A 23,055-nucleotide genomic window follows, 5' to 3' on the forward strand; every position below is an offset into this window, starting at 1 on the left:
AGTAACAAAAGGGCTAAAAACGTATCTTTGTAGCTAATTATATTATAATCTATTGAGAATGAATAACGCCGTTGCAGGATTTTCTAAATTATCCAAACAAGAAAAAATAAACTGGATTGCCAAAGAATACTTTTCAACTCCGTCAGAAGCAATCGAATTGCTGAAAAATTATTGGAATACGGATGAAAAAATACAGAAATTACATGATGAATTCATAGAAAACACCATAACCAATTTTTATATCCCACTTGGAGTTGCCCCTAATTTCTTAATCAACGGAAAATACAGCACCATCCCAATGGCAATTGAAGAAAGTTCGGTAGTTGCTGCAGCATCAAAATCAGCTAAATTTTGGTCCACTCGTGGCGGCTTCAAAGCAACTATTATTAATAATGAAAAGAATGGACAAGTTCACTTTATCTATAAAGGAGACGAATCTAAATTAACCTTGTTTTTTGCGCAAGTGAAATCTAAATTTTTCTCAGATACCGAAACCATCACCAAAAACATGCAAAAAAGAGGTGGTGGAATTCTTGACATTCAACTAAATGACAAAACTAATTTACTTGATAATTACTTTCAACTTCACGCGACTTTTGACACAAAAGACAGTATGGGAGCCAACTTCATCAATTCTTGTTTAGAGCAATTTGCTAAAACCTTAAAAGAAGAAGCTATAACCTACGAATTGTTTACAGAAACAGAGAAAGACATTCAGGTGATCATGAGTATCCTTTCTAACTACGTACCCAACTGTATCGTTCGTGCCGAAGTTTCATGCCCAATTGAAGATCTAGAAGAAAAACATATAGAAAACCCTCAAGCTTTTGCAGAACGATTTGTACAAGCGGTTCAAATTGCCGAAGTAGAACCCTATCGTGCTGTTACCCATAATAAAGGAATCATGAACGGAATTGATGCCGTTGTACTGGCAACAGGAAACGATTTTAGAGCTGTGGAAGCGGGAATACATGCTTATGCAGCAAAATCTGGTCAATATTCCAGTTTATCTCATGCTAAAGTGGAGAACGGTATTTTTACTTTTTGGCTAGAAGTCCCACTTGCATTAGGAACTGTAGGCGGACTAACTTCACTTCATCCATTAGTCAAACTATCATTAGAAATGCTGGAAAACCCTTCAGCACAAGAACTAATGCAGTTTGTAGCCGTTGCTGGATTGGCACAAAACTTTGCCGCCTTGCGCTCCTTGACTACAACAGGCATACAAGATGGTCATATGAAAATGCATTTAAATAATATTTTAAATCAATTTGATGCTAATGAAAATGAACGAATCACTATTAGAAAGCATTTTAAACACCACGCCATTTCACACAGCGCAGTGGTTGATTATATAGAAACATTACGAAAATAATTTTCAGGAGCTATTCCCGCTATACGCTTAATCTTTAATTGATTAAAAAAATCAAGTAAAGGATATCGCTGCTATCGGGGCTATAAAAAAACACTGAACTAAATTCAGCATAAATGAAGAAAACATTTTACAGCAACGGAAAATTATTGATAACGGGAGAATACCTTGTTTTAGATGGTGCAAAAGCATTTGCATTACCTACAAAATTTGGCCAGAATCTAAATGTTGAAGAAGGAGAAAATCAAGAATTTTCCTGGAAAAGCTACAACGAAGATGGAACAATCTGGTTTCAAGACACCATTCCTTTTTCGGAAATTATAAATCCTATAATTGCTGCAACACCATCTGTAAAAAGTACTTTAATTACCATACTAAATGAAGCATATAAAATGCAACCTGCATTTATAAATACATCTAAAGGGTATCAAATTACTACTGAACTGAGTTTTCCAAAAAAATGGGGATTAGGAACCTCTTCTACTCTTATTAACAACATTGCCCAATGGCTACAAATTGACGCTTTTGAACTGCTTAAAACAAGTTTTGGAGGTAGTGGCTACGACATCGCCTGCGCACAAAATGACAGTCCTATTACATATCAGCTACAAAAAGGAAAACCTAAAGTTGAAAATATAAAATTCCGACCTGATTTTACGGATACCATTTATTTTATTTATCTCAATAAAAAACAAAATAGCAAAACGGCTATTGCCAATTATCAAAATAACAAAACGGTGGATATAGAAAAAAGTATAATTACGATTAATAAACTAACAACTGAAGTTTTACAAGCTAAAGCAGTTACCTCTTTTGGACACGCATTAGAAAAACATGAAGCTGAAATGAGTTATGTTTTAGAAACAAGTACTGTAAAGGAAAGCTTATTTTCTGATTTCAACGGACAAGTAAAAAGCCTAGGAGCTTGGGGCGGAGATTTTGTAATGGTTGTTTCAGAGGTGAACCCAAAAACGTATTTTAATTCTAAAGGATTCAATACGATCCTTACTTACGACGAAATGATATTGAAATAACTATTAATTATATCAAAATAAAAACTCTTTAATTCAATGCATAAAAAAACTCGATACTTAGTATCGAGTTTTTTTTATGAAATAATAACTAACTATTTATTAGTAATTGAATTGCTTTCTATTGTCTTTAATTTCAGCATTATCTTTCAAAGCAGGTAAAACTCTGTTTACATCTCCTGCAGATTGTGCTTTCATTTGTGCAACATACGTAGCATGATCTTTTAAAACTGGCGCTTTAACAGTACTTATATTTTTCACAACATAAACTCCTGTATTTCCTTCTATAGGAGCCGATAATTTATTTGCTGCTAAAGCAAATGCAGTACCAACAACCTTAGGCTCTTGACCAACTCCACCAGTTAAAACTGGGTTTTGCAATGTAACATCAGAAGCTTGTTGAACAGTTGAACCAGCTGCTTTTGCAATAGCTTCAAGTGAACTTCCTGTCATCTTCGCTTTTATCAACTCCGCTTTTTTCTTATTTTTAAGAATAGACTCAACATAAGATCTTGCTTGAATAACTGGAACTAATCCTGAATTGTCAATATTTTTAACCGTTGCAATAACATGACCTAAATTAGGTACTTCAAAACGTTTTACTGCACCAACTTTAGTACCATCTTCAAAAGCCCATCTTACAATAGCTCTTTGATTTCCTAAAGGTCCAAAATTTTCATCCATCACGCTTACAGTAACAGGAGCTGCAACTGTTAGAGCCATATCTTTAGCAACTTTTGTAAACCCCTTATCAGTAGCATCCATTTCAAATTTGGTCGCTTGTGTAAATACTTTATCAGAAGTAGCTTCTGACGCTTCAATTTTTTGAGCTACAGTCGCTAAACGGATTCCGTCTTGCTTATCTGTAATTTTGATAATATGAAATCCAAAAGGAGTTTCAACCAAACCTACTTTACCAATACCATTATTGAAAACAAAGTCATTGAATGGTTTTACCATTTGGTTTGGACCAAAATATCCTAAATCACCACCTTGTTGTGCTGATGAATCATCAGAATTTGTAAAAGCCAACATCAAGAAACTATCTGGATTAGCATTTACTTGTGCTAAGATTGCTTCTGCTTTCGCTTTTGCTTCTTCTTTCGTTCTTTTCTCTTTTTGATTAGGAACTTGTGTCCCTTCATAGCTAATTAAAATGTGACTCGCTTTTGCATTTACACCTAATTTTTTACCCATTGATTTTGAAATACAATAGTACTTTCCAAAAACATAAGGACCATATACTTCTCCCGGAGCAAGGTTATACAATTGATCTGCATCAATAGCTGGCAAATCTTTTTTAGCAATATAAGTAGAATCATAAGGAACATCTGAATTTGAATTCACAAACTCAATAGTGTTTTTAGCCGATTTGAATCCTGATAATGTATCGTTTTTACCAGTAGCTTGGTTATAAACCACACTTCCTGACAATAATGCATTGATTTTAGACTTAACTTCAGCCTCATCTTCTTTCGAAGCTTTATCTTCAATTAAAACATATTCTACTTCACGAGACTCATCAGCCTTAAATTTTTTCTCGTTTTTCTTCATGTATTCCACAATATCAGCATCAGTAACTTTAACATCACTGTCTTTGATAGTTGAATATAAACCAGCTACAAAAGCAAAATTCACTTTATTAGCTTCCATTTCATATCTCAATTTCCCTTCACTTTCAGTTGTGTAGATAGCTGATTTAATCAATGTATTATAAATTTGATACTTCGCATTCAGTTCTGCATCTTTCTCTCTGTCTTTTAAATATTGTGCTTGAGAAGGATTTGATTTGAAATATTCTTTAAATTTAGCCAAATCAAACATACCTGCAGCATTTAAAAACATTGGGTTTTTACCAATATTTGGATCTGCTTTTAAAACTTCTAATAAGTGTTTTTCTCCTACTCTTAATCCTAATTTATCAAATTCAGATGTCAATAAAGCAACAGAAACTTCTTGATCCCATACTTTATTAGCTGCTGCTGTAGAAGTGATACCTTGACCACTTTTTTCAACATTACTTACTTTAATTCTAAAATCTTCAAATGAAATATCTTTTCCATTGATACTTCCTACATCTTTTGATGTACTGTTGAAACTACCACTTTTAAATAAATCACCTATGATAAATGCAAATAAAGCCAATGCGATAACTGCAATCATTAAAGCGGAACGTTGTCTAATTTTTGATAAAACTGCCATTTTTATTGTTGTTAATTTTATATTCAGTTTGCGAAAATACAATTATCTAATTAATAATTATACTAGTAGCGTTTTATTTTACAAAAAAAATATTTTTACAAAACAAATCACTCTTTTACGGTCATATTAACCAATTCAATTTTCTTATTTGTAGCTTCTTCTATCACAAAATGATAGTTTCCAATGGTAATTACCTCTCCTTTTAGAGGAATTTCTTTTGTGAAATCAACAATAAAACCGCCTAAAGTTCCATAAGAATCACTTTCAGGAATGTTCAATTTGTAAGTTTGGTTTAAATACTCTACATCAAATCGTGCTGAAAAAAGGTAGCTATCATCTCCAAGTTCTTTTTCGATTAATTCCTCATCCGAATCGTGCTCATCTTCAATTTCACCAAAAAGTTCTTCCACAATATCTTCTATCGTGATAATACCTGATGTCCCTCCATATTCATCTAGCACAACAGCAACACTTTTTCTTTTTTTAGTAAGCAAATTCATGACATCCTTTATATATATTGTCTCTGGAACAAATTCGACTGAAATGACTACTGATTTGATACTTTTAGGTTTTTTGAATAAATCAAATGAATGAACATAACCCACAATTTCATCGAGGGAATTCTCATAAACCACAATTTTAGAATAACCTGTTTCTATAAACAACTCTTTGAGCTCTTCTATAGAGTCAAACAAATCTATTGCAACAATCTCCGTTCTAGGACTCATTACATCTCTAGCTTTTACACCTGAAAACTCCAATGCATTTTGAAACATTTGAATCTCTGAATCGACTTCATCATTATCCTCCACCGTACTCATTTGTTCCGTGATGTAGTTCCCTAACTCCACTTTACTAAAATAAAGCTGCACTTGATCACCATCAGTTCTAAAGAATTTTTTTAGAATAAAATCAGAAACCCAAATGAAAAAAGTAGAAATGAAATAGAATAACTGATAAAAAAAATAAGCAGGTATTGCAAAGAATTTTATAAGCACATTAGCATAAATCTGAAAGAAAACCTTTGGCATAAATTCAGCCGTTATCAAAACAATTAAGGTTGATAATAGGGTTTGCAAAAATAAATTTGATAAATCTGAAAAATGAAATTTAAAAGAATCTACCCAACGCATTAACAAATCCCCCATGAAAAAACCATACACTACTAATGCAATATTATTACCAATAAGCATGGCAGCAATAAACTTAGAAGGTTTTTCAGTAAGTTTAGTAAGGATTTTTGAAAGGAAATTATTTTGCTTTTTTTCTATTTCCAGATAAATCTTATTGGAAGAAATGAATGCTATTTCCATCCCAGAAAAAAAGGCACATAGTATTAAGCATATTATTATAATACTAATTTCCATGGATTATAATTTATTATTACGGTCTCCCAATTTTTTTGCGAATTTCCTCCTGAAGAAAAACATAAAAATAGCCAGTCCGGCTATCATAAAACTTAACCAAGGTCCAGTTTCAGTATCATTCCACTTTACAATCCCTTCATACATAAAGTACAATGCAAAAATAAGATAAATGTAAGGCGTGTATTTTAAGTAACCCATAATATTATAATTTGAAATTTATTCGGCTGAATCGAATTCGCCGGTAATTCTTTGTGAGTTTATAACTTTAAAATCTTTACTAAAGTCAATTCCTTGTCCATTAGAAGACCCTTTAACATCTGTAAATTTAAACTTTTTTTCAGTAAAAAACCACTCGTTTTTCTGATCGTAGTACAATTGCTCCGTCTCTAACGTTTGCCCTTCTTGAGAAGCAATCTTAACTTTTCCTTGCAAATCAATTATACCCGTGAGACTATATGAAACCGCATACTTAGATGTTATCCGGGTTTTTTTAGCTTTGTTATCAAATAAAGTAACATCCACCCCTTTTGGAAATTCAGTAAAAGGAAAATTAACACTTCCAAAATCTAACATTTTAGGACTTATTAAAATCAATTTTATAAGACCTGAATCTGTATATTTTAAATTCACATTGTCAGCATCGCTACTTGGAGTGAATTCAGTAAAATTTATTTTTTGAACTTCTTTAAAATTACTTTCACAACCAAAAAACAGAGTCACAGCTAAAACTGTGACTACTGGAAACATGCTATATTTTTTTAGTAAAGTCATTTAATAAACGTAACAAGTTAGCTGAGTTTATAAAAAAGGTGTGCTTGTAGTAATTAATTAAATTTAGACTTAACAAACCATTTGTCATTCAATGAAAAACCTAAACTAAATTTCAAATAATTTTCTTGAACTAAACCTGCAGTAGTAGTCCCCTTTTTACCTAGTTCAACCCCAAGGTTTACATTAGAGAAAACTCCTGTTATTGGAAAACCAAGTCCTGCCGTTACTCCCATATCATTTATAGATTCACCATTAACAACTAGACCTGTTTTTTCGTATCTAATACCTCCTCTATACACTATTCTTTTTGGATAACTAGAAAATGAATTGTAGTTTGGAATAAAATACCCTCCTAAACTTACACTTCCATATTTTCCATACCCTACATTACTTGAAGCATTATAATCATTAGCCTCTCCTGGATTTTTTTGATACGCTATTTTACCTCCAATAAGCCATTTTTTTGACTCTCCAATTCCTGCACTTAAAGATATTTTACTTGGGAACTTCATTGTGACTTTACTGTTTTGCTGATCTAAAACATCTACAACCGCCACATCAAATCCTGAATTGTAAATTACCGTAGAGATATTTCTCGTGTTTTTAGAATTCAGTGAACTTTCTAATGAATAATTCAAACTAGTAAACAAAGTAAGTTTTTTTGTTAAATTAGTTTGATACATCGCACCAATATTAAAATTCACTCCAGACAAATCAGCTGTATTCAGTTCACGAGTTCCAACTGGAACACCTGTGATAAATTCTAAGCTACTTGTAGAAATTTTACCAAAATTATAATTTACATCTGCTCCCAAACTAAAACCAGAAGTCACTTTATATCCAACCCCTAAAAAAGCTTTATTTAATCCCCCAGTACCGCTATATCTTCTATTATTAGCATTAACATCTGCTGAAAGCGACTCTATTTTATAACCAACAGATGAATAAGGAATTAAACCAAATCCAACACCTACTTTGCCTAAAGGCAATCCAACGGCTAAATAATCCAACGTAGTACGTTTTGCACTTTCAGATTTTGAATCCGATTTTAATTTATTTGTTGCATAAGTCCCGCCAAGAGCAAAAGTAGTCAGCTTTAAATTAGCAAAACTAGCAGGATTCTCTAAATTGATATGAATACTGTCTTGTTCAACCGATACGCCACCCATAGAACGACTTTCTGCCGTCCCTCTAAATCTTACATCTCCAATTCCATAAAAAGAATAAGGCGATGAAGTACCTTCTTGAGCAAAGGAAACTAGTGATAAAAGCAAACAAGCGCTTATTATAATTTTTTTAATCATTTTTGATTTTATATTGAAATGTTTGATTCAAACTTTCTAAAAGAAAATTTGAATTGGCAAATATGGTATTTTTTAATCGTTTAGCCAAAAATTCTGTGTCTCCACCCGTTAAAATTATTATAAAATTTAGACTTAGTCCTTTATATTCATCGATAAAACCGTCAATCTCATAGACCAGTCCGTTTACTACCCCTGAATGAATCGACTGAGAAGTTGAGTTTCCAATAAAATCTTTAGGCCTTTCCAATTCTAGCAACGGTAATTTGGAAGTATAATTATGTAAGGCTTCATATCGCAATCGCAATCCTGGCGTTATTGCACCACCTCTATAATTATCATCCTGATCAATAAAATCATAAGTTACACAAGTTCCTGCGTCGATAACCAACCGATTTTGCTTAGAAAACTGCAAAGTCGCTCCCGAAGCAAGCACCATCCTATCAATTCCCAACGTTTGAGGCGTTTCGTATGCATTGACAAAAGGAAAAGAATCCGTATGAGAAACAAAATGGATGCAAATCTGTTTTTCAAATATCAAAAAAGCCTCTTTTTTAACATTTCCAACAGACGCAACCACTAAATGGGTCACTTTTTTATAAGTATTTAAAATATTTTTAATACTTTTTTCAAGTTCAATAGCATCAAAAACAAAATACTCCAAAGCAGTATTACCCTCAAAAACAGCACCTTTTATTCTCGTATTCCCTACGTCAATGGTTAAAATCATAATTTAAATCTTTGTTTGGCGAAGGTACGAATTGATTTTTTTAAAAAAATGTTTTGGATATACTAAAAATCATTCTATATTTGCACCCGCAATAAGCACGGTACCTTAGCTCAGATGGTAGAGCAATGGACTGAAAATCCATGTGTCCCTGGTTCGATCCCTGGAGGTACCACAAAACCCAAACAGCAATGTTTGGGTTTTTTGTTTTTAAATCTATTTAAATACCCTTCCTCTTTTTACTTCTTGCAAAAAGCGTCTTAAATATCTACAAGCCTCCATTTATTTATCTGACCTAAACTAATTCCATAATTAACCCACACTCTAATAAATTCCTTTTTTTTGCTAATAATCCTTCTATTTGCTGACAAAAATGAAAGGTTCGCATTTATTTTTTATTATTAATGATAAATTCAGAAAATAATACTTGCTAATTTAATATATTTATGCAAAATTTATATACATGGAGATTTTAACCTGTCCAAAATGTCAAGGCAATCAAATTATAAAAAGTGGCGTAATCAACAGTAAACAAAGGTATTTATGCAAAAAATGCAATTACTTTTTCACTGTAGCTAAAATGGGCAAAAAGATAGATGATTATTATGTTACAAAGGCATTACAATTGTATTTAGAAGGACTGAGTTATAGAGAAATCGAGCGTATTATTGGGGTTTCACATGTAACTGTAAGTAATTGGGTAAAAAGTTTTAACATTAAAAAACCATCCCATGCTAATTACCATCCTACTTATAAGATATTTAATCATTTAGAACTAGTAGAATACATTAAAAAAAAGGAATTATTATCTGGAGCCGGTATGATAATAACCGAGTTAGGAGACAAATTTATGCTTATCAAGTGGGAACGTTTTAAAGATTAACTATAGTACTTAACAAGTATATATATCATAATTTTTTTTATTAACAAAAAATTAGAATTTGGCACCGTTATAACCAACCACCTTACCAACCAAACCTAATTAATTATGAAAAAAATATATTTGATTACAGTTATACTGTTAATCAGTTTAAAAGGATATTCGCAAGGATCTCCCGATTACGGAGCCGGAATGAAATTCAACTTAAACGAAGAGGGCTCAAAGTACCTTAGGATAATCTCTTGGGCACAAATATGGGGACAATACAATTCTGACCGCCCATTGGACGGAAACGGGAATAAACAAGCTGATTTAGATTTCAGCGTAAGAAGAGCTCGTGTTTTAATGTATGCACAAATAAACAAAGATTTTTTAATCGTAACACATTTTGGCCTAAACAGTCTTAACGCTTCTAACATAACTCCTACTGGAAAAGGAGAAAGCTCTCAGCTATTCTTACATGATGTTTGGACGCAATATAGCCTTGGCAAAAACAATGCGATTGGAGCAGGTTTGCATTACTGGAATGGAATTTCTCGATTAAACAACCAAAGTACTTTAAACATAATGACCTTAGATAATCAGCGTCAAGCATGGGCTACCCTAGGGCTATCCGACCAGTTTGCTAGACATATAGGGATATTTGCAAAAGGGGGATTAGGTAAATTTCAATATCGCGTTGCAGTAAATGGCGCCGCAACAAATAACTTACAAGCAACAACAGTACCTACAAATGGAGGTGCAGCAACTTATACCGGTGCTCGATTACTTGGATCCAAAGAAGCAGGAAGAACTTATGCAGGTTATTTTGAATACGGATTTTTAGATTCAGAGAGTAACTTTTTACCATACAAAGTAGGAACTTATCTAGGGACTAAAAAAGTATTCAACATTGGAGCAGGATTCTTTTCTCATCCAAATGGATCTGTGATTGCAGACCTTAGCGGAAATCTAAGTGGTGAAAATGTAACTATTTTTGGCTTAGACGCATTTTACGATGTACCTGTTGGAAAAAATGGCGCTGCAGTTACCGCTTACGCTTTATATCAAAATACAGATTACGGAAAAAATTATAGACTTGGTACAACTTACGAAACGGGATCAATGATTCACGCACACCTAGGATATGTGCTTCCAGGAAAATCAAAAACACGTTTTCAGCCTTATTTATCAATTGACGAAAGACAAATTGACGCTTTAAATGATAATGCTACTCAAATAGGCATTGGTGCTAATGCTTTTTTTAGTGGCCATAATTCTAAATTAACACTAGAATACCAATCTTTAAAATACGCAACAGACAAAGCTGTAAACACAATCACGCTTCAAGCAATGATTTATCTATAATTAACAAACCAAAAAAACCAATAATTTATGAGTACTAAATCAACAAAAGGAATTTGGAAAGTAATTTCCGCATCCTCAATGGGAACAATGATAGAATGGTATGACTTCTATATTTTTGGAAGTTTAGCCGTTGTCATTTCAACTAAATTTTTCCCAGCCGATAACCCAACCGCAGCCTTCTTAGCAACATTAGCAACATTTGCAGTTGGTTTTGTAGTGCGCCCATTTGGAGCACTTTTCTTTGGAAGATTAGGGGATTTAATTGGAAGAAAATACACTTTCATGGTTACTTTATTACTAATGGGTGGAGCAACATTTCTTATAGGTTGTATCCCTAGTTATGAAACAATAGGATTCATGGCACCAGTTTTAGTCTTAATATTAAGAATGCTTCAAGGTCTTGCACTTGGTGGAGAATATGGTGGAGCTGCGACATATGTAGCCGAACATGCACCTGTAGGCCAAAGAGGGTATTGGACTTCATGGATTCAAACCACAGCAACAGTTGGTTTATTTATTTCTTTAATGGTGATTTTAGCTACAAGAAACGTCCTTACTCCTGAACAATTTGACGAATGGGGATGGAGAGTTCCATTCTGGGTTTCTATAATCATGGTAGGGGTTTCTTATCTAATTAGAAAAAACATGGATGAGTCTCCCGTTTTTGCAAAAGCAAAATCAGAAGGAAAAACAAGTACAAATCCATTAAAAGAAAGTTTTGGAAATCGTTACAATTTAAAATTTGTTTTATTAGCTTTATTTGGAGCTACTATGGGTCAAGGGGTTATTTGGTACACCGGACAATTCTACGCCATGAGTTTCATGAAAACGGTAATGTCAATCGACTCTTCTCAAGTAGATACTTTATTAGGAATTGCATTGATATTAGGAACTCCATTTTTTATTGTATTTGGTTGGCTAAGTGATAAAATAGGCCGAAAATACATTATGATGGGAGGAATGCTTTTGGCTATTTTACTATACAGACCTATTTATAAACAAATGTTTGAAACAACAAATGTGAAAAATAAAACAGAATTAGTTGCTAGCACAAAAATAGTTTCTGAACTGAAAGAGAACAAAAAACAAACCATGGATTCTATTTATACAACTAATAAAGAGTATTCTGATGGCACCACTTTGCTGGAAATAAAAACCGTATCTTTAGAGAACGGTAAAGCAATGATAATTGATGGAAAACCTAAGATAGAGACAAAAACAACAATCAACATCAATTGGGATGACAAGTGGGTATTGATATTCTTAATATTTGTACAGGTTATATTTGTCACCATGGTTTATGGACCAATTGCTGCATTCTTAGTAGAAATGTTCCCTGCAAAAATTAGATATACCTCTATGTCATTACCATATCATGTAGGAAATGGAATTTTTGGAGGATTACTTCCGGCTATATCCACTTACTTAGTTATTAACGGCAAAAACGCTGGCGATGCTGAGTTTTATTTAGAAGGACTTTGGTATCCAATTATCATTGCCTCTGTATGCTTTGTAGTAGGTATGGTTTACATTAAAAACAAAGACACAAAAAACACTCACATTTAAAAAAAAAGCTATGAATCAAATAAAAAGAGTTTTAGGATTAGTTTGGATTGCCTTAGCATTAGCCGCTGCTTATTTTTGCATCTTCACTTTTGGGTTGCCCAAATTTATGTCAGGTAAACAAGACGATTTAGTATTTGGAATTATTATCCTTTTCATACTTACACCATTAATAGTTTTAGGGTTAGGCACATTTGGCTATTATGCTTTAATGGGTGACTACGACGAAAAAAAATAACAACCAAACCATTTTTTTAATACGCAGTCTCTACATTTACATGTAGAGATTGCTTATTTTAATTTCCATTAAAATCCCTTGATTCATATATTAAACAAGGCATAAAGATGGTGATACACTAATTCTGTTGTAGAGCAAAAAGTTCTTTAATATGAAAAAAAGACACGAACAAAAGTTGGTTATCCTTTCAATACTAATGTTATTAGTATTGAACATTCCTCTTTTACTTTTATTTGACAGTTCAAAACCCCTTTTTGGCTTTCCAATCGTGTATATCTATATTTTTTCGGCTTGGCTTTTTTCAATTGCTATAACCTTTCTAATCATAAAAAAATATTATGAGTAGTATAGGTCTTTTATTTATTTTAGCACTTTATGTGTCCATACTCTTTTATATTGCCTATTGGGCAGAAAAAAGAAGCCATTCTAAATGGACAAACAATCCCTACATCTATTCCTTTTCACTAGCTGTCTATTGTACTGCTTGGACTTATTATGGCAGTATAGGTCTTGCTGCAAATTCAGGATTAAGTTATTTACCAATTTATGTAGGTCCAATCATAATTATACCCACTTGGATGATTATCCTCAAGAGAATTATCCGAATTTCAAGAGTGAATAAAATATCCAGTATTGCCGATTTTATTTCCCTTCGTTATGGGAATAGTAGATTTCTAGGAGCATTAGTTACCTTGATTTGCATTTTTGGGATTGTTCCCTATATCGCTTTACAACTAAAATCGATTTCAGATACTTTTCATATTGTCACTAAAACACAATCAAATTCTAATATTTTCAATGATACCACTACCTATGTTTGTCTTGCTTTGGCATTATTTGCTTCTTATTATGGGACGCGCTATGTAGATGCCTCCGAAAAAAGACGTGGAATAGTAACGGCAGTAGCAATAGAATCTATTTTAAAATTAGTTTTCTTTTTAATCATCGGGATTTACGTAACCTATTTTGTTTATGATGGTTTTGAGGACATTTACACTAAAGCAGCTATTCTTGAAAATTTTGAGAAAAAAAATTCTATCGGCGGGTTGAGTGAAAGCATTAATTGGTTTTTTCTTTGTGTATTATCCATGTTTGCTATTTTTCTATTACCTCGACAGTTTCATACCGCAATTATTGAAAACAATAAAGAAACTCATATTCGAACAGCGATTTGGTTATTTCCATTGTACTTATTACTTTTCAATATTTTTGTATTCCCAATTGCTTGGGGAGGAAATATTTTATTTGAAGGACAAGGATTAAATTCAGATACGTATTCCTTATTAATCCCTCAATTTTTCAATAATAGTACGCTTACCGTATTAGTATTTCTTGGTGGGTTTTCGGCGGCAATATCAATGATTGTTGTTTCATCTATCGCCTTAGCTACTATGCTTAGCAACAATCTTTTAATTCCTTATGGATTCATAGGTTCCTTAGAAAATTCTTTACAAGAAAAAAACAGTAAACGAATCCTAAACAGTAGAAAAATAGGTATTTTTTTACTTATCCTTTTGGCATATGCTATCTATAAAATTTTTATTCTGGATTATACATTGGTATCTATTGGATTAGTATCTTTTGTGATTATTGCACAATTAGCCCCTTCTTTTTTTGGTGCTCTATTCTGGAAAAGAGGTTCTAAAAATGGTGCTGTAACTGGAATTATACTTGGTTTCACTATTTGTTGTTATACACTTCTTGCTCCATATGCTATTGGAATTACAAAATCGACCAGCTTATTTATTCAAGAAGGACCTTGGGGCATTGGACTACTGAGACCATTCCAGCTTTTTGGATTAAATTATTTAGACCCCATTCCGCATGCAGTTTTTTGGAGTTTATTATTCAACTTAATGAGCTATGCTGCCATTTCTGTAAGTTTTAAAGGAAATTACAGAGAACGCAATTATGCCGAAATGTTTGTCGATATTGACAAATACATCACCAATCATGAGAATGCTTTTGTATGGAAAGGAACGGCATACATATCAGACATTCAAAAAGTGTTGCAACGTTTCCTGGGTGAAGAAAGAACCAAACGTGCACTTACTATTTTTAATTTAAAATACAATATCGATAAAAACATTACAACAGCCGATGCTCGATTTATAAAATTTGCTGAAAACTTATTAACGGGTCATATTGGTACGGCTTCCGCCAAAATTTTAATATCAAGTGTAATTAAAGAAGACAAAATCAGTTTGCCAGAAGTACTTCGAATTCTAGAAGAGTCAAAAGAAAATATTATCATCAATAAAAAACTAACGGATACTTCGAATGAATTAAAAAAAATATCCCAGCAGTTAAAAAATGCCAATCAAGAATTAATAAATAAAGACATTCAAAAAGATGAATTTCTTGACACAGTCACACATGAATTAAGAACACCAATTACAGCCATTCGAGCTGCAAGTGAAATCCTTCATGATGACGAAGACATTCCAGAAGAATTGAAAAAACGATTTTTGCAAAATATTATTTCCGAGTCCGATCGATTGAATCGTTTAATCGATAAAATTCTGGATTTAGAGAAATTTGAAACTGGGAAACAAAAACTGTATTTATCAAAAAACAACATTTCTAAAACAATAAAAAATACTATAGAATCGGTAAAACAATTGATAAAAAATAAGAATATTGAGGTAGAATTTCATCAAGCTCAAAAAGAAATAAAAGCCTTTTATGATGAAGAACGGATTGTTCAAGTAATTCACAATTTATTATCGAATGCTATAAAATTTTGCCCTGAAAAAGAAGGGGAAATTACCATTACTATAGTCGAAAATAAAGATGTTATTGAAGTCCAAATTCACAATAATGGCAAAGGAATTAAAGAAGAAGATTTTGAAGCTATTTTTGATAAATTCTATCAATCTAGAAACCAAAATGTCAAAAAACCCATTGGAAGTGGTTTAGGCCTAGCCATTTGCAAACAAATAATTGAACATCACAAAGGGAAAATTTGGGCCAAAAAGACAAATGCCGATGGGGCCACTTTTATTTTCACATTACCTAATTACAATACTACTGAAACTACACTGCCATGAAGAAAATTTTAATTGTAGATGACGAACCTAATATTGTTATGTCTTTGGAGTATACTTTCAAAAAAAATAATTTTGAAGTTTTCATAGCACGTGACGGTCAAGAAGCCTTAGACATTTTACAAAACCAACTACCAGACATAATCATTCTCGATGTAATGATGCCACTGGTTGACGGTTTTGCCACATTAGAACAAATAAAAAAAGATGATCGATTACAAAATTGCAAAGTGATATTCCTTTCTGCAAAAAACAAAGAAAAAGACATAGAAAAAGGCCTCTCATTAGGTGCTAATTTATATGTAGTCAAGCCCTTTTCATTAAAAAAATTAGTAGAACAAGTACACGATTTATTGCAATAATTTAGAAGTAACCAAATCATGAATTACAACGATTTTTATAATAAAAGCATTAAGCGGCCCGAAGAATTTTGGGCAGCACAAGCAGATACTATTGAGTGGTACAATAAACCACAAATAATTTTATCAAAAGATGAAAAGGGCTACCCGCTTTGGTATAAAGATGGGGAACTGAACATTTGTTATTTGGCATTAGACAAACACATACAGGATGGCTATGGAGATCAAACGGCAATAATTTATGACTCTCCTGTAACTCAAACAGTCAAAAAATATACTTTTGAAGAAGTCAAAACAGAAGTTGCCAAACTTGCTGGAGGCATGCAATCATTAGGATTAAAAAAAGGAGACACGGCTATAATTTATATGCCTATGATTCCTCAGGCCGCTTTTGCAATGCTAGCATGTGCCAGAATTGGAGTAACACATTCGGTTGTTTTCGGCGGATTTGCTCCGCACGAATTGGCAATTAGAATTGATGATTGTAAACCTAGACTAATTATTACTGCTTCTTCAGGAATTGAAATCGACCGTCTCATAACCTACAAACCATTAGTAGACGAAGCAATTGAATTAGCATCACATAGACCTAAAAAAGTAATTGTATTCAATCGAAAATTAGGCGCTAAAGTTCCGTTTAAAAAATACGATGTTGATTATGATGCCTTAGTGTATGGCTCAGAAGAGACCCCTTGTATTCCTGTAAATACTTTACACCCCTTATATATTTTATACACATCTGGAACAACGGGAAAACCGAAAGGAGTGGTAAGAGATACTGGTGGTTATGCTGTAGCACTGCAATTTTCAATGCAATACATTTATAATGCAAAAAAAGATGAAGTGTTTTGGGCGGCCTCAGATGTGGGTTGGGTTGTGGGTCACAGTTTTATTGTTTATGGCCCCTTAATCAATAGAAATGCTACTGTCATTTTCGAAGGAAAGCCTATAAAAACGCCAGATGCAAGCACTTTTTGGAGAATTATTGCAGAGCACAAAGTGAATGCCATGTTTACCGCTCCTACTGCAATTCGAGCTATCAAAAAAGAAGATCCTAATGGCGATTTTATAAAAAAATACGATTTAAGTTCTTTAAAAACACAATTTTTAGCTGGTGAACGTTGTGATATTGCTACTTTAGAATGGTATTCAAAACACATATCTGTTCCCGCGATTGATCATTGGTGGCAAACAGAATCGGGTTGGCCTATGATAGCTAACATGATGGGAATAGAACAATTACCAGTTAAACCGGGTTCGGTAGGTAAAGCAGTGTGCGGGTATGACATTAAAATATTTAATGAGGAAGGAATAGAAGTTGGCCCAAATGAACAAGGATATGTAGTTATACAATTACCCTTACCTCCTGGAACCTTACTTGATTTATGGAATGACAACCCTAGATTTAAAGTGGGTTATTTAACCCAATTTCCTGGATATTACTTCTCTGGAGATGGTGGTTACAAAGATAATGATGGTTACATTTTTATCACTGGAAGAGTCGATGATGTTATAAATGTAGCAGGGCATCGCCTATCCACTTCTGAAATGGAAGAAATTGTTTCATCCCATCAATCCGTTGCTGAGTGTGCAGTAATAGGAATAAACGACGCACTAAAAGGACAAATACCTCTAGCTCTTGTAGTTACAAAGTTAAATGAAGATATTGAACATTTTCAATTAGAGCAGGAAATTATAAAATTAGTCCGAAAACAAATTGGAGCAGTAGCATCATTAAGAAACGTAGTGATTGTAGAACGATTACCCAAAACACGTTCGGGGAAAATTTTAAGAAAATTAATGCGTAGTATTGCAGACGGTGATTCTTTCCAAATTCCATCTACTATAGACGACGAGGCTATAGTTGAGGAAATCGATGCTATTTTAATAAAATATGAGATTGGCATTTATAATAAAAAATAACACTAACTATATTAAAAATTACAAAAATGAGTCGTTACAAAATAAATAACCTAGAAGAATACTTTAAAGAATATAAAAAATCAGTTCGTGAACCTAAAAAATTCTGGGACAAAATCGCATCAGAAAACTTCACTTGGTACCAAGAATGGAGTAAAGTTGTCGATTTTAATATGGCTGAAGCCGAAATAAAATGGTTTGAAGATGCAAAAGTAAACATTACTAAAAACTGTATCGACAGACATCTTGCAAAAAAAGGTGATAAAACGGCTATCATTTTTGAACCTAATGATCCAAAAGAAGAAGCATTACATATTTCTTATACTGAATTGCATCAACGTGTTTGTAAAATGGCAAATGTGTTGAGAGATCAAGGCATTCAAAAAGGGGATCGCGTGTGTATTTATTTACCCATGATTCCTGAACTAGCTATTACCACTCTGGCTTGTGCTAGAATTGGAGCCATTCATTCTGTTGTTTTCGCAGGGTTTTCGGCTTCAGCTGTAACAACTAGAATAAATGACAGTGATTGCAAAATGGTAATTACGTCAGATGGTGGATATCGTGGTAACAAAACAATTGACTTAAAGGGGATTATTGACGAGGCTTTAATAAACACTACTTGTGTCGAAAAAGTGTTAGTGGTAAAAAGAACCAAAACGGATATAAAAATGAAAGAAGGTCGCGACCAATGGTTGCAACCCCTTTTAGATCAAGCATCAGATAACAATACTGCTGAAATAATGGATGCCGAAGATCCTTTATTCATTCTTTATACTTCTGGCTCAACTGGAAGACCAAAAGGAATGGTACATACTACCGCAGGTTATATGGTCTATACTGCTTACACATTCAAAAATGTATTTAATTATGAAGAGAACGATGTTTTTTGGTGTACCGCAGATATTGGTTGGATAACCGGACACTCTTACATTCTATACGGACCATTACTAAATGGCGCAACTACAGTTATATTTGAAGGCGTACCATCCTATCCTGACTTTAGTCGTTTTTGGGAAATTATCGAAAAACATCAAGTAAATCAATTTTACACAGCTCCTACCGCAATTCGTGCTTTGGCAAAAGAAAGCTTAGATTATGTACAACGATTCCCACTTAAATCTTTAAAAGTAATTGGCTCAGTTGGAGAACCAATCAATGAAGAAGCTTGGCACTGGTATAATGATCATGTAGGAGATAAAAGATGTCCCGTGGTAGATACTTGGTGGCAAACAGAAACGGGAGGAATCATGATTTCACCAATCCCATTTGTTACCCCAACAAAACCAACTTATGCCACGTTACCATTACCCGGAATTCAACCGGTATTAATGGATGAAAAAAGAAATGAAATTGAAGACAATCAAGTAGTAGGATCTTTATGTATTAAATTTCCTTGGCCAGGAATTGCCAGAACGATCTGGGGCGATCATCAACGCTATAAAGAAACTTATTTTTCAGCCTTTCCAGGCAAATATTTTACTGGGGATGGTGCTTTACGTGATGAAGTAGGGTATTACCGAATTACGGGTCGTGTAGATGATGTAGTTATTGTATCTGGTCATAACTTAGGAACAGCTCCTATTGAAGACGCCATCAATGAGCACCCAGCAGTTGCTGAGTCCGCTATTGTAGGTTTCCCACACGACATAAAAGGAAATGCATTATATGGTTATGTTATTCTAAAAGAATCAGGGGAATCTCGCGACAGAGAAAATTTGATGAAAGAAATCAACCAACAAATCTCAAATCAAATTGGTCCAATTGCCAAGTTAGATAAAATACAATTTGTTTCTGGTCTACCCAAAACACGTTCAGGAAAAATTATGAGAAGGATTCTTCGTAAAATAGCCGAAGGAGATTATTCTAATTTTGGGGATACCTCTACATTATTAAATCCTGAAATTGTGGATGAAATAAAAAACGGCAAAATTTAATTTTATAATTTTTATTATAGCAAAAAGCGACTTCATTCATGAAGTCGCTTTTTTTATAAATAAGAAAAGCTGTCTTTTCAGAACAGCTTTTCAAACAAACCAAAACAACTTAATTATTTCTTAATAAACTTCATAACTTTCACTTGATTCTCTTCGGTATACGCTTTCACAACATATATTCCCTGACCTAAATCGCTTACCCCATATTGAAAAGTAGCATTTTTATTCGTTTTGAAACTCTTCATCAATTGTCCTGTAATAGAAAAAATTTCTACTTTAGTTACATCACTGTTGAGTGTAAAGTAATTTTCGACTGGATTAGGATACAAATAAATTGAATTATCCTTATGTTCGAAATTAGCAATTGCCAAAGCAGCCACTTTATTTCCGTATATTCTAAATTCTCCAGCTGGAATATTAATTGTAGCGCTAACGTTTGTAACATTAATAGAAGTATTATCCATCAAGTTATACCAAGTTCCAGTATATGGAAAGCCCGTTGCTACATTTTGAGCTGACAGGTCAAAATTAGCCAAAATTAACACATCTTTAAGTTGAGTCGATGCCAAAGCACTGTTGGTAATCTTAATATTTGGAGTCAGCGAAGTCCCACTAGCCATAGTTGCAGTACCTACGAAAACGGGTTCATTTATTTTTAAAGCAATCATTTTAGCCCAATCTGTATAGATTTTACCTCTGCCAGCATCCCCTAACCAATTATTAACCCATTGTGGTTGTGGTTTAATATCTAGTTTACAATCTCCAGCCGTTGCATCAGAAGAAGTGTTTACTGTTCCATTGTTACAAGAAAAAATGGACAAATCCCAACCCAATTCTCCGAAATGCCAAATCATCTTTGGTCCTGGAACTAATAATGTAACCGCACCTAAAGCTGACATTCTAGTAAGAGCAGTACTTGGTGTTTTTACATTATAACCATTTAGATTAGCCCCATATTGTATGTTTTTATACATCAATCGTTCTTCATCGTGACTTTCAGCATAACCCATCAATCTATTTTTAGTAAATCCATGAGCCGTACTGTTCATTCTAGAAATATCATTATTAGAATTGTATCCCATAGTCAATTGATTGTAAGGATCAGTCATCTTTCCCCACATCATTATCCCTTTACTAGGTGATTCAGTAATTCTATAATTTGCCCATTCCTTTTCCTCAGTATCTGTTCCTAAGTGTTCAAAAATAGTATAATGTGTTGGATCCAAACTCCACGAATAATCCGCATAATCTTTCAAAATCGCAACTCTGTCCGCTTGATACGCATTTGTGCAAGACTCATCATTTGCAGTACAATTTTGCGTAAACCCTTTGGTTAAATCCCAACGAAAACCATCAATTTTGTACTCTTCAATCCATTGCTTCACCACTCTTTTTACATAATTTTTTGTCAATAAAGAAGTATGATTAAAATCCTCACCAACACTATAACTGTGTTTAGCTACTGTATTAAAATAAGGATTTTCGGCAGTTGCGCTTCCAAAGCCATCCCCATCTGGATCATTCATCCACATCCTTACCATTGGATTTCTTCCAAAAGCATGATTTAAAGCTACATCAAGAATAACAGCAATTCCGTTTTGATGACACAAATCAATAAATTCTTTTAATTTATTTGAAGGTCCGTAAAACTTATCCAAAGCCATGTGAAAAGAGGTATTGTAACCCCAACTCTCATTACCTTCAAATTCCATTACGGGTAATAATTCAATTGCATTTATTTTTAAATTCTTGAAATAATCAATTTTATTAATCAAATCTTGAAAATTTCTATTTGTATCAAAATCCCTTACTAAAACTTCATAAACAACTAATTTTTCTTTCTCTGGCTTTACAAAATTTGTAGTTGCCGTACTCCATGCATAGGGAGCTTGACCCGTTTGTAAAACAGTTACCTCTCTCTCCTGGCCTACTGGATAAGCAGGAAGATTAGGATAAGTTGAAGAAGGAATATAAGGATCGTCATAAGGAGAAAGAACTAATGTCGAATAAGGATCAGCTGTTTTTACTAATGCTGGAGAATTGGCAATTGGGGTTGTTTCACCCACCCAATATTGGTAACTATAATTCGTTCCAGAAACTAATCCGGTCAATTCCAACCAGAATTTTCCTGATACTGGATCCTTTTTCATTGCATAATTAGAATTAGGTTGCCAATCGTTAAAGGTCCCCGCAACATATATAAAATCCTTCAATGGAGCATCTAAAACTAATGTCGCTTTTGTAGGATCCGTTGAATTATAATTAATTCCATCTAATAATCCCGAAGGCATTGCCACAGATGCTGCTCCTGGATTTACAATAACCGAAAACTTTTTTAAAACTGAAGTGGCTCCTTGCGTAATTTCCAATACATAATTCTGGTTTGCAGTTATATTAGTATGGCTGTAAGTATAATTTGCAGTTGCACCATTTGTATTAATACTTGAACCGTTTGATTTCAAATTATAACTTGCATTTCCGCCAGTATTAGATGCGCTGATAGTAAAATTGCTACCTGATGAAATTATTGTTGAGCTATTTTCAGTTGGAGAGGTCAATGTCGCTTGAAAGGCTCCCACATTAAAAAAAGTATCAGCGGTTTGCATATTTCCAGCATCATTCCTTAAAACCACACATATCTCAGTAATAGAGCTTGTCGTTGGAACACCGAAATAGGTATATAAATCAGGTGTTAAATCTAATTTATAAGTAGTTCCAGAAACCAAAATTAATTTGGGTTGTGTAGTATTATTTCCCCAAGTACCTTTCACGTTTTGCCATCTTGTTCCATTCACCGTCAATCCAATATGCGCATAGATTGTCCCTGAATAAGTAGCTAAAGTAGTTCCTGTTTTATTAAAATTAAGAGTAACGATTCCATTTGCGATTGCAGGTGATGGGTTACTAGTAAATTGCGCAAAACTTAATGAGGAGATTAAAAAAAGTAATAATAAAAGTAAAAATTTCTTCATGGTTTTTTGGTTTTAATAGAA

At 33.4% G+C, this 23,055-nt stretch carries 18 protein-coding genes and 1 tRNA gene; 12 read left to right on the top strand and 7 right to left on the bottom strand.

The features are described 5' to 3' along the window. Positions 1 to 58: 58 nt before the first annotated feature. Together AB3G39_RS00550 and AB3G39_RS00555 are read left to right on the top strand one after the other, a co-directional pair. Positions 59 to 1,375 (top strand): hydroxymethylglutaryl-CoA reductase, degradative, encoded by a 1,317-nt coding sequence (locus AB3G39_RS00550; RefSeq protein ID WP_367773268.1) that lies wholly within the window; start codon positions 59 to 61, stop codon positions 1,373 to 1,375. A gap of 113 nt (positions 1,376 to 1,488) precedes the next feature. Next, positions 1,489 to 2,406, top strand: a complete 918-nt coding sequence (locus AB3G39_RS00555) for a GYDIA family GHMP kinase (protein WP_369769633.1) — start codon at positions 1,489 to 1,491, stop codon at positions 2,404 to 2,406. A gap of 99 nt (positions 2,407 to 2,505) precedes the next feature. Here AB3G39_RS00555 and AB3G39_RS00560 read toward each other — a convergent pair whose 3' ends face one another. The 6 genes from AB3G39_RS00560 to AB3G39_RS00585 all read right to left on the bottom strand — a co-directional run bounded on the left by AB3G39_RS00560 (position 2,506) and on the right by AB3G39_RS00585 (position 8,774). Continuing rightward, a complete protein-coding gene (locus AB3G39_RS00560) occupies positions 2,506 to 4,605 on the bottom strand; it encodes a peptidylprolyl isomerase (protein ID WP_369769634.1) in 2,100 nt (699 codons plus the stop codon). Positions 4,606 to 4,712: 107 nt separating this feature from the next. Beyond that, positions 4,713 to 5,972, bottom strand: coding sequence for a hemolysin family protein (locus AB3G39_RS00565; protein WP_367756832.1), 1,260 nt, complete (start codon positions 5,970 to 5,972; stop codon positions 4,713 to 4,715). 3 nt (positions 5,973 to 5,975) lie between these two features. Continuing rightward, positions 5,976 to 6,170: a hypothetical protein gene (locus tag AB3G39_RS00570; protein WP_367756830.1), complete on the bottom strand. Its 195-nt coding sequence runs from the start codon at positions 6,168 to 6,170 to the stop codon at positions 5,976 to 5,978. An 18-nt stretch (positions 6,171 to 6,188) separates the two neighbouring features. Continuing rightward, positions 6,189 to 6,743 carry an LPS export ABC transporter periplasmic protein LptC gene (lptC, locus tag AB3G39_RS00575; RefSeq protein WP_367773262.1) on the bottom strand — a complete coding sequence of 185 codons (555 nt, stop codon included), beginning with the start codon at positions 6,741 to 6,743 and terminating at the stop codon, positions 6,189 to 6,191. Between the two features lie 53 nt (positions 6,744 to 6,796). Continuing rightward, a complete protein-coding gene (locus AB3G39_RS00580) occupies positions 6,797 to 8,047 on the bottom strand; it encodes a hypothetical protein (protein ID WP_367756826.1) in 1,251 nt (416 codons plus the stop codon). Continuing rightward, positions 8,040 to 8,774, bottom strand: a complete 735-nt coding sequence (locus tag AB3G39_RS00585) for a type III pantothenate kinase (RefSeq protein ID WP_367773260.1) — start codon at positions 8,772 to 8,774, stop codon at positions 8,040 to 8,042. The genes AB3G39_RS00580 and AB3G39_RS00585 overlap by 8 nt, the downstream gene beginning before the upstream one ends. A 99-nt stretch (positions 8,775 to 8,873) precedes the next feature. On the opposite strand from AB3G39_RS00585, the gene AB3G39_RS00590 reads away from it, so the two are divergent. The 10 genes from AB3G39_RS00590 to acs all read left to right on the top strand — a co-directional run bounded on the left by AB3G39_RS00590 (position 8,874) and on the right by acs (position 20,062). Beyond that, positions 8,874 to 8,946 (top strand) — tRNA-Phe (locus tag AB3G39_RS00590). A 405-nt stretch (positions 8,947 to 9,351) separates the two neighbouring features. Continuing rightward, positions 9,352 to 9,654: a helix-turn-helix domain-containing protein gene (locus AB3G39_RS00595; protein ID WP_367756822.1), complete on the top strand. Its 303-nt coding sequence runs from the start codon at positions 9,352 to 9,354 to the stop codon at positions 9,652 to 9,654. Between the two features lie 105 nt (positions 9,655 to 9,759). Next, complete coding sequence (locus AB3G39_RS00600; protein WP_369769635.1) at positions 9,760 to 10,998, top strand: hypothetical protein; 1,239 nt, start codon at positions 9,760 to 9,762, stop codon at positions 10,996 to 10,998. 27 nt (positions 10,999 to 11,025) lie between these two features. Further along, complete coding sequence (locus AB3G39_RS00605; protein ID WP_367773255.1) at positions 11,026 to 12,564, top strand: MFS transporter; 1,539 nt, start codon at positions 11,026 to 11,028, stop codon at positions 12,562 to 12,564. A gap of 10 nt (positions 12,565 to 12,574) precedes the next feature. Continuing rightward, positions 12,575 to 12,799: a DUF6814 family protein gene (locus AB3G39_RS00610; RefSeq protein WP_367756817.1), complete on the top strand. Its 225-nt coding sequence runs from the start codon at positions 12,575 to 12,577 to the stop codon at positions 12,797 to 12,799. Between the two features lie 151 nt (positions 12,800 to 12,950). Continuing rightward, positions 12,951 to 13,145 (top strand): hypothetical protein, encoded by a 195-nt coding sequence (locus tag AB3G39_RS00615; RefSeq protein WP_369753026.1) that lies wholly within the window; start codon positions 12,951 to 12,953, stop codon positions 13,143 to 13,145. Continuing rightward, a complete protein-coding gene (locus AB3G39_RS00620) occupies positions 13,138 to 15,849 on the top strand; it encodes an ATP-binding protein (RefSeq protein WP_369769636.1) in 2,712 nt (903 codons plus the stop codon). The genes AB3G39_RS00615 and AB3G39_RS00620 overlap by 8 nt, the downstream gene beginning before the upstream one ends. Beyond that, the gene (locus AB3G39_RS00625; protein WP_367756813.1) at positions 15,846 to 16,208 is read left to right on the top strand and encodes a response regulator transcription factor; all 363 of its coding nucleotides are present in this window, start codon (positions 15,846 to 15,848) and stop codon (positions 16,206 to 16,208) included. The genes AB3G39_RS00620 and AB3G39_RS00625 overlap by 4 nt, the downstream gene beginning before the upstream one ends. Positions 16,209 to 16,226: 18 nt before the next feature. Then, positions 16,227 to 18,128, top strand: a complete 1,902-nt coding sequence (locus AB3G39_RS00630) for an acetate--CoA ligase (protein WP_369765777.1) — start codon at positions 16,227 to 16,229, stop codon at positions 18,126 to 18,128. A gap of 26 nt (positions 18,129 to 18,154) precedes the next feature. Next, a complete protein-coding gene (gene acs, locus AB3G39_RS00635; protein WP_367756809.1) occupies positions 18,155 to 20,062 on the top strand; it encodes an acetate--CoA ligase in 1,908 nt (635 codons plus the stop codon). Between the two features lie 113 nt (positions 20,063 to 20,175). On the opposite strand, the gene AB3G39_RS00640 is transcribed toward acs, so the two are convergent. Beyond that, positions 20,176 to 23,034 carry an alpha-amylase family glycosyl hydrolase gene (locus tag AB3G39_RS00640; RefSeq protein ID WP_369765779.1) on the bottom strand — a complete coding sequence of 953 codons (2,859 nt, stop codon included), beginning with the start codon at positions 23,032 to 23,034 and terminating at the stop codon, positions 20,176 to 20,178. Between the last annotated feature and the right edge of the window lie 21 nt (positions 23,035 to 23,055).

The organism is Flavobacterium sp. WC2416, assembly GCF_041200095.1.
Taxonomy (GTDB): Bacteria; Bacteroidota; Bacteroidia; order Flavobacteriales; family Flavobacteriaceae; genus Flavobacterium.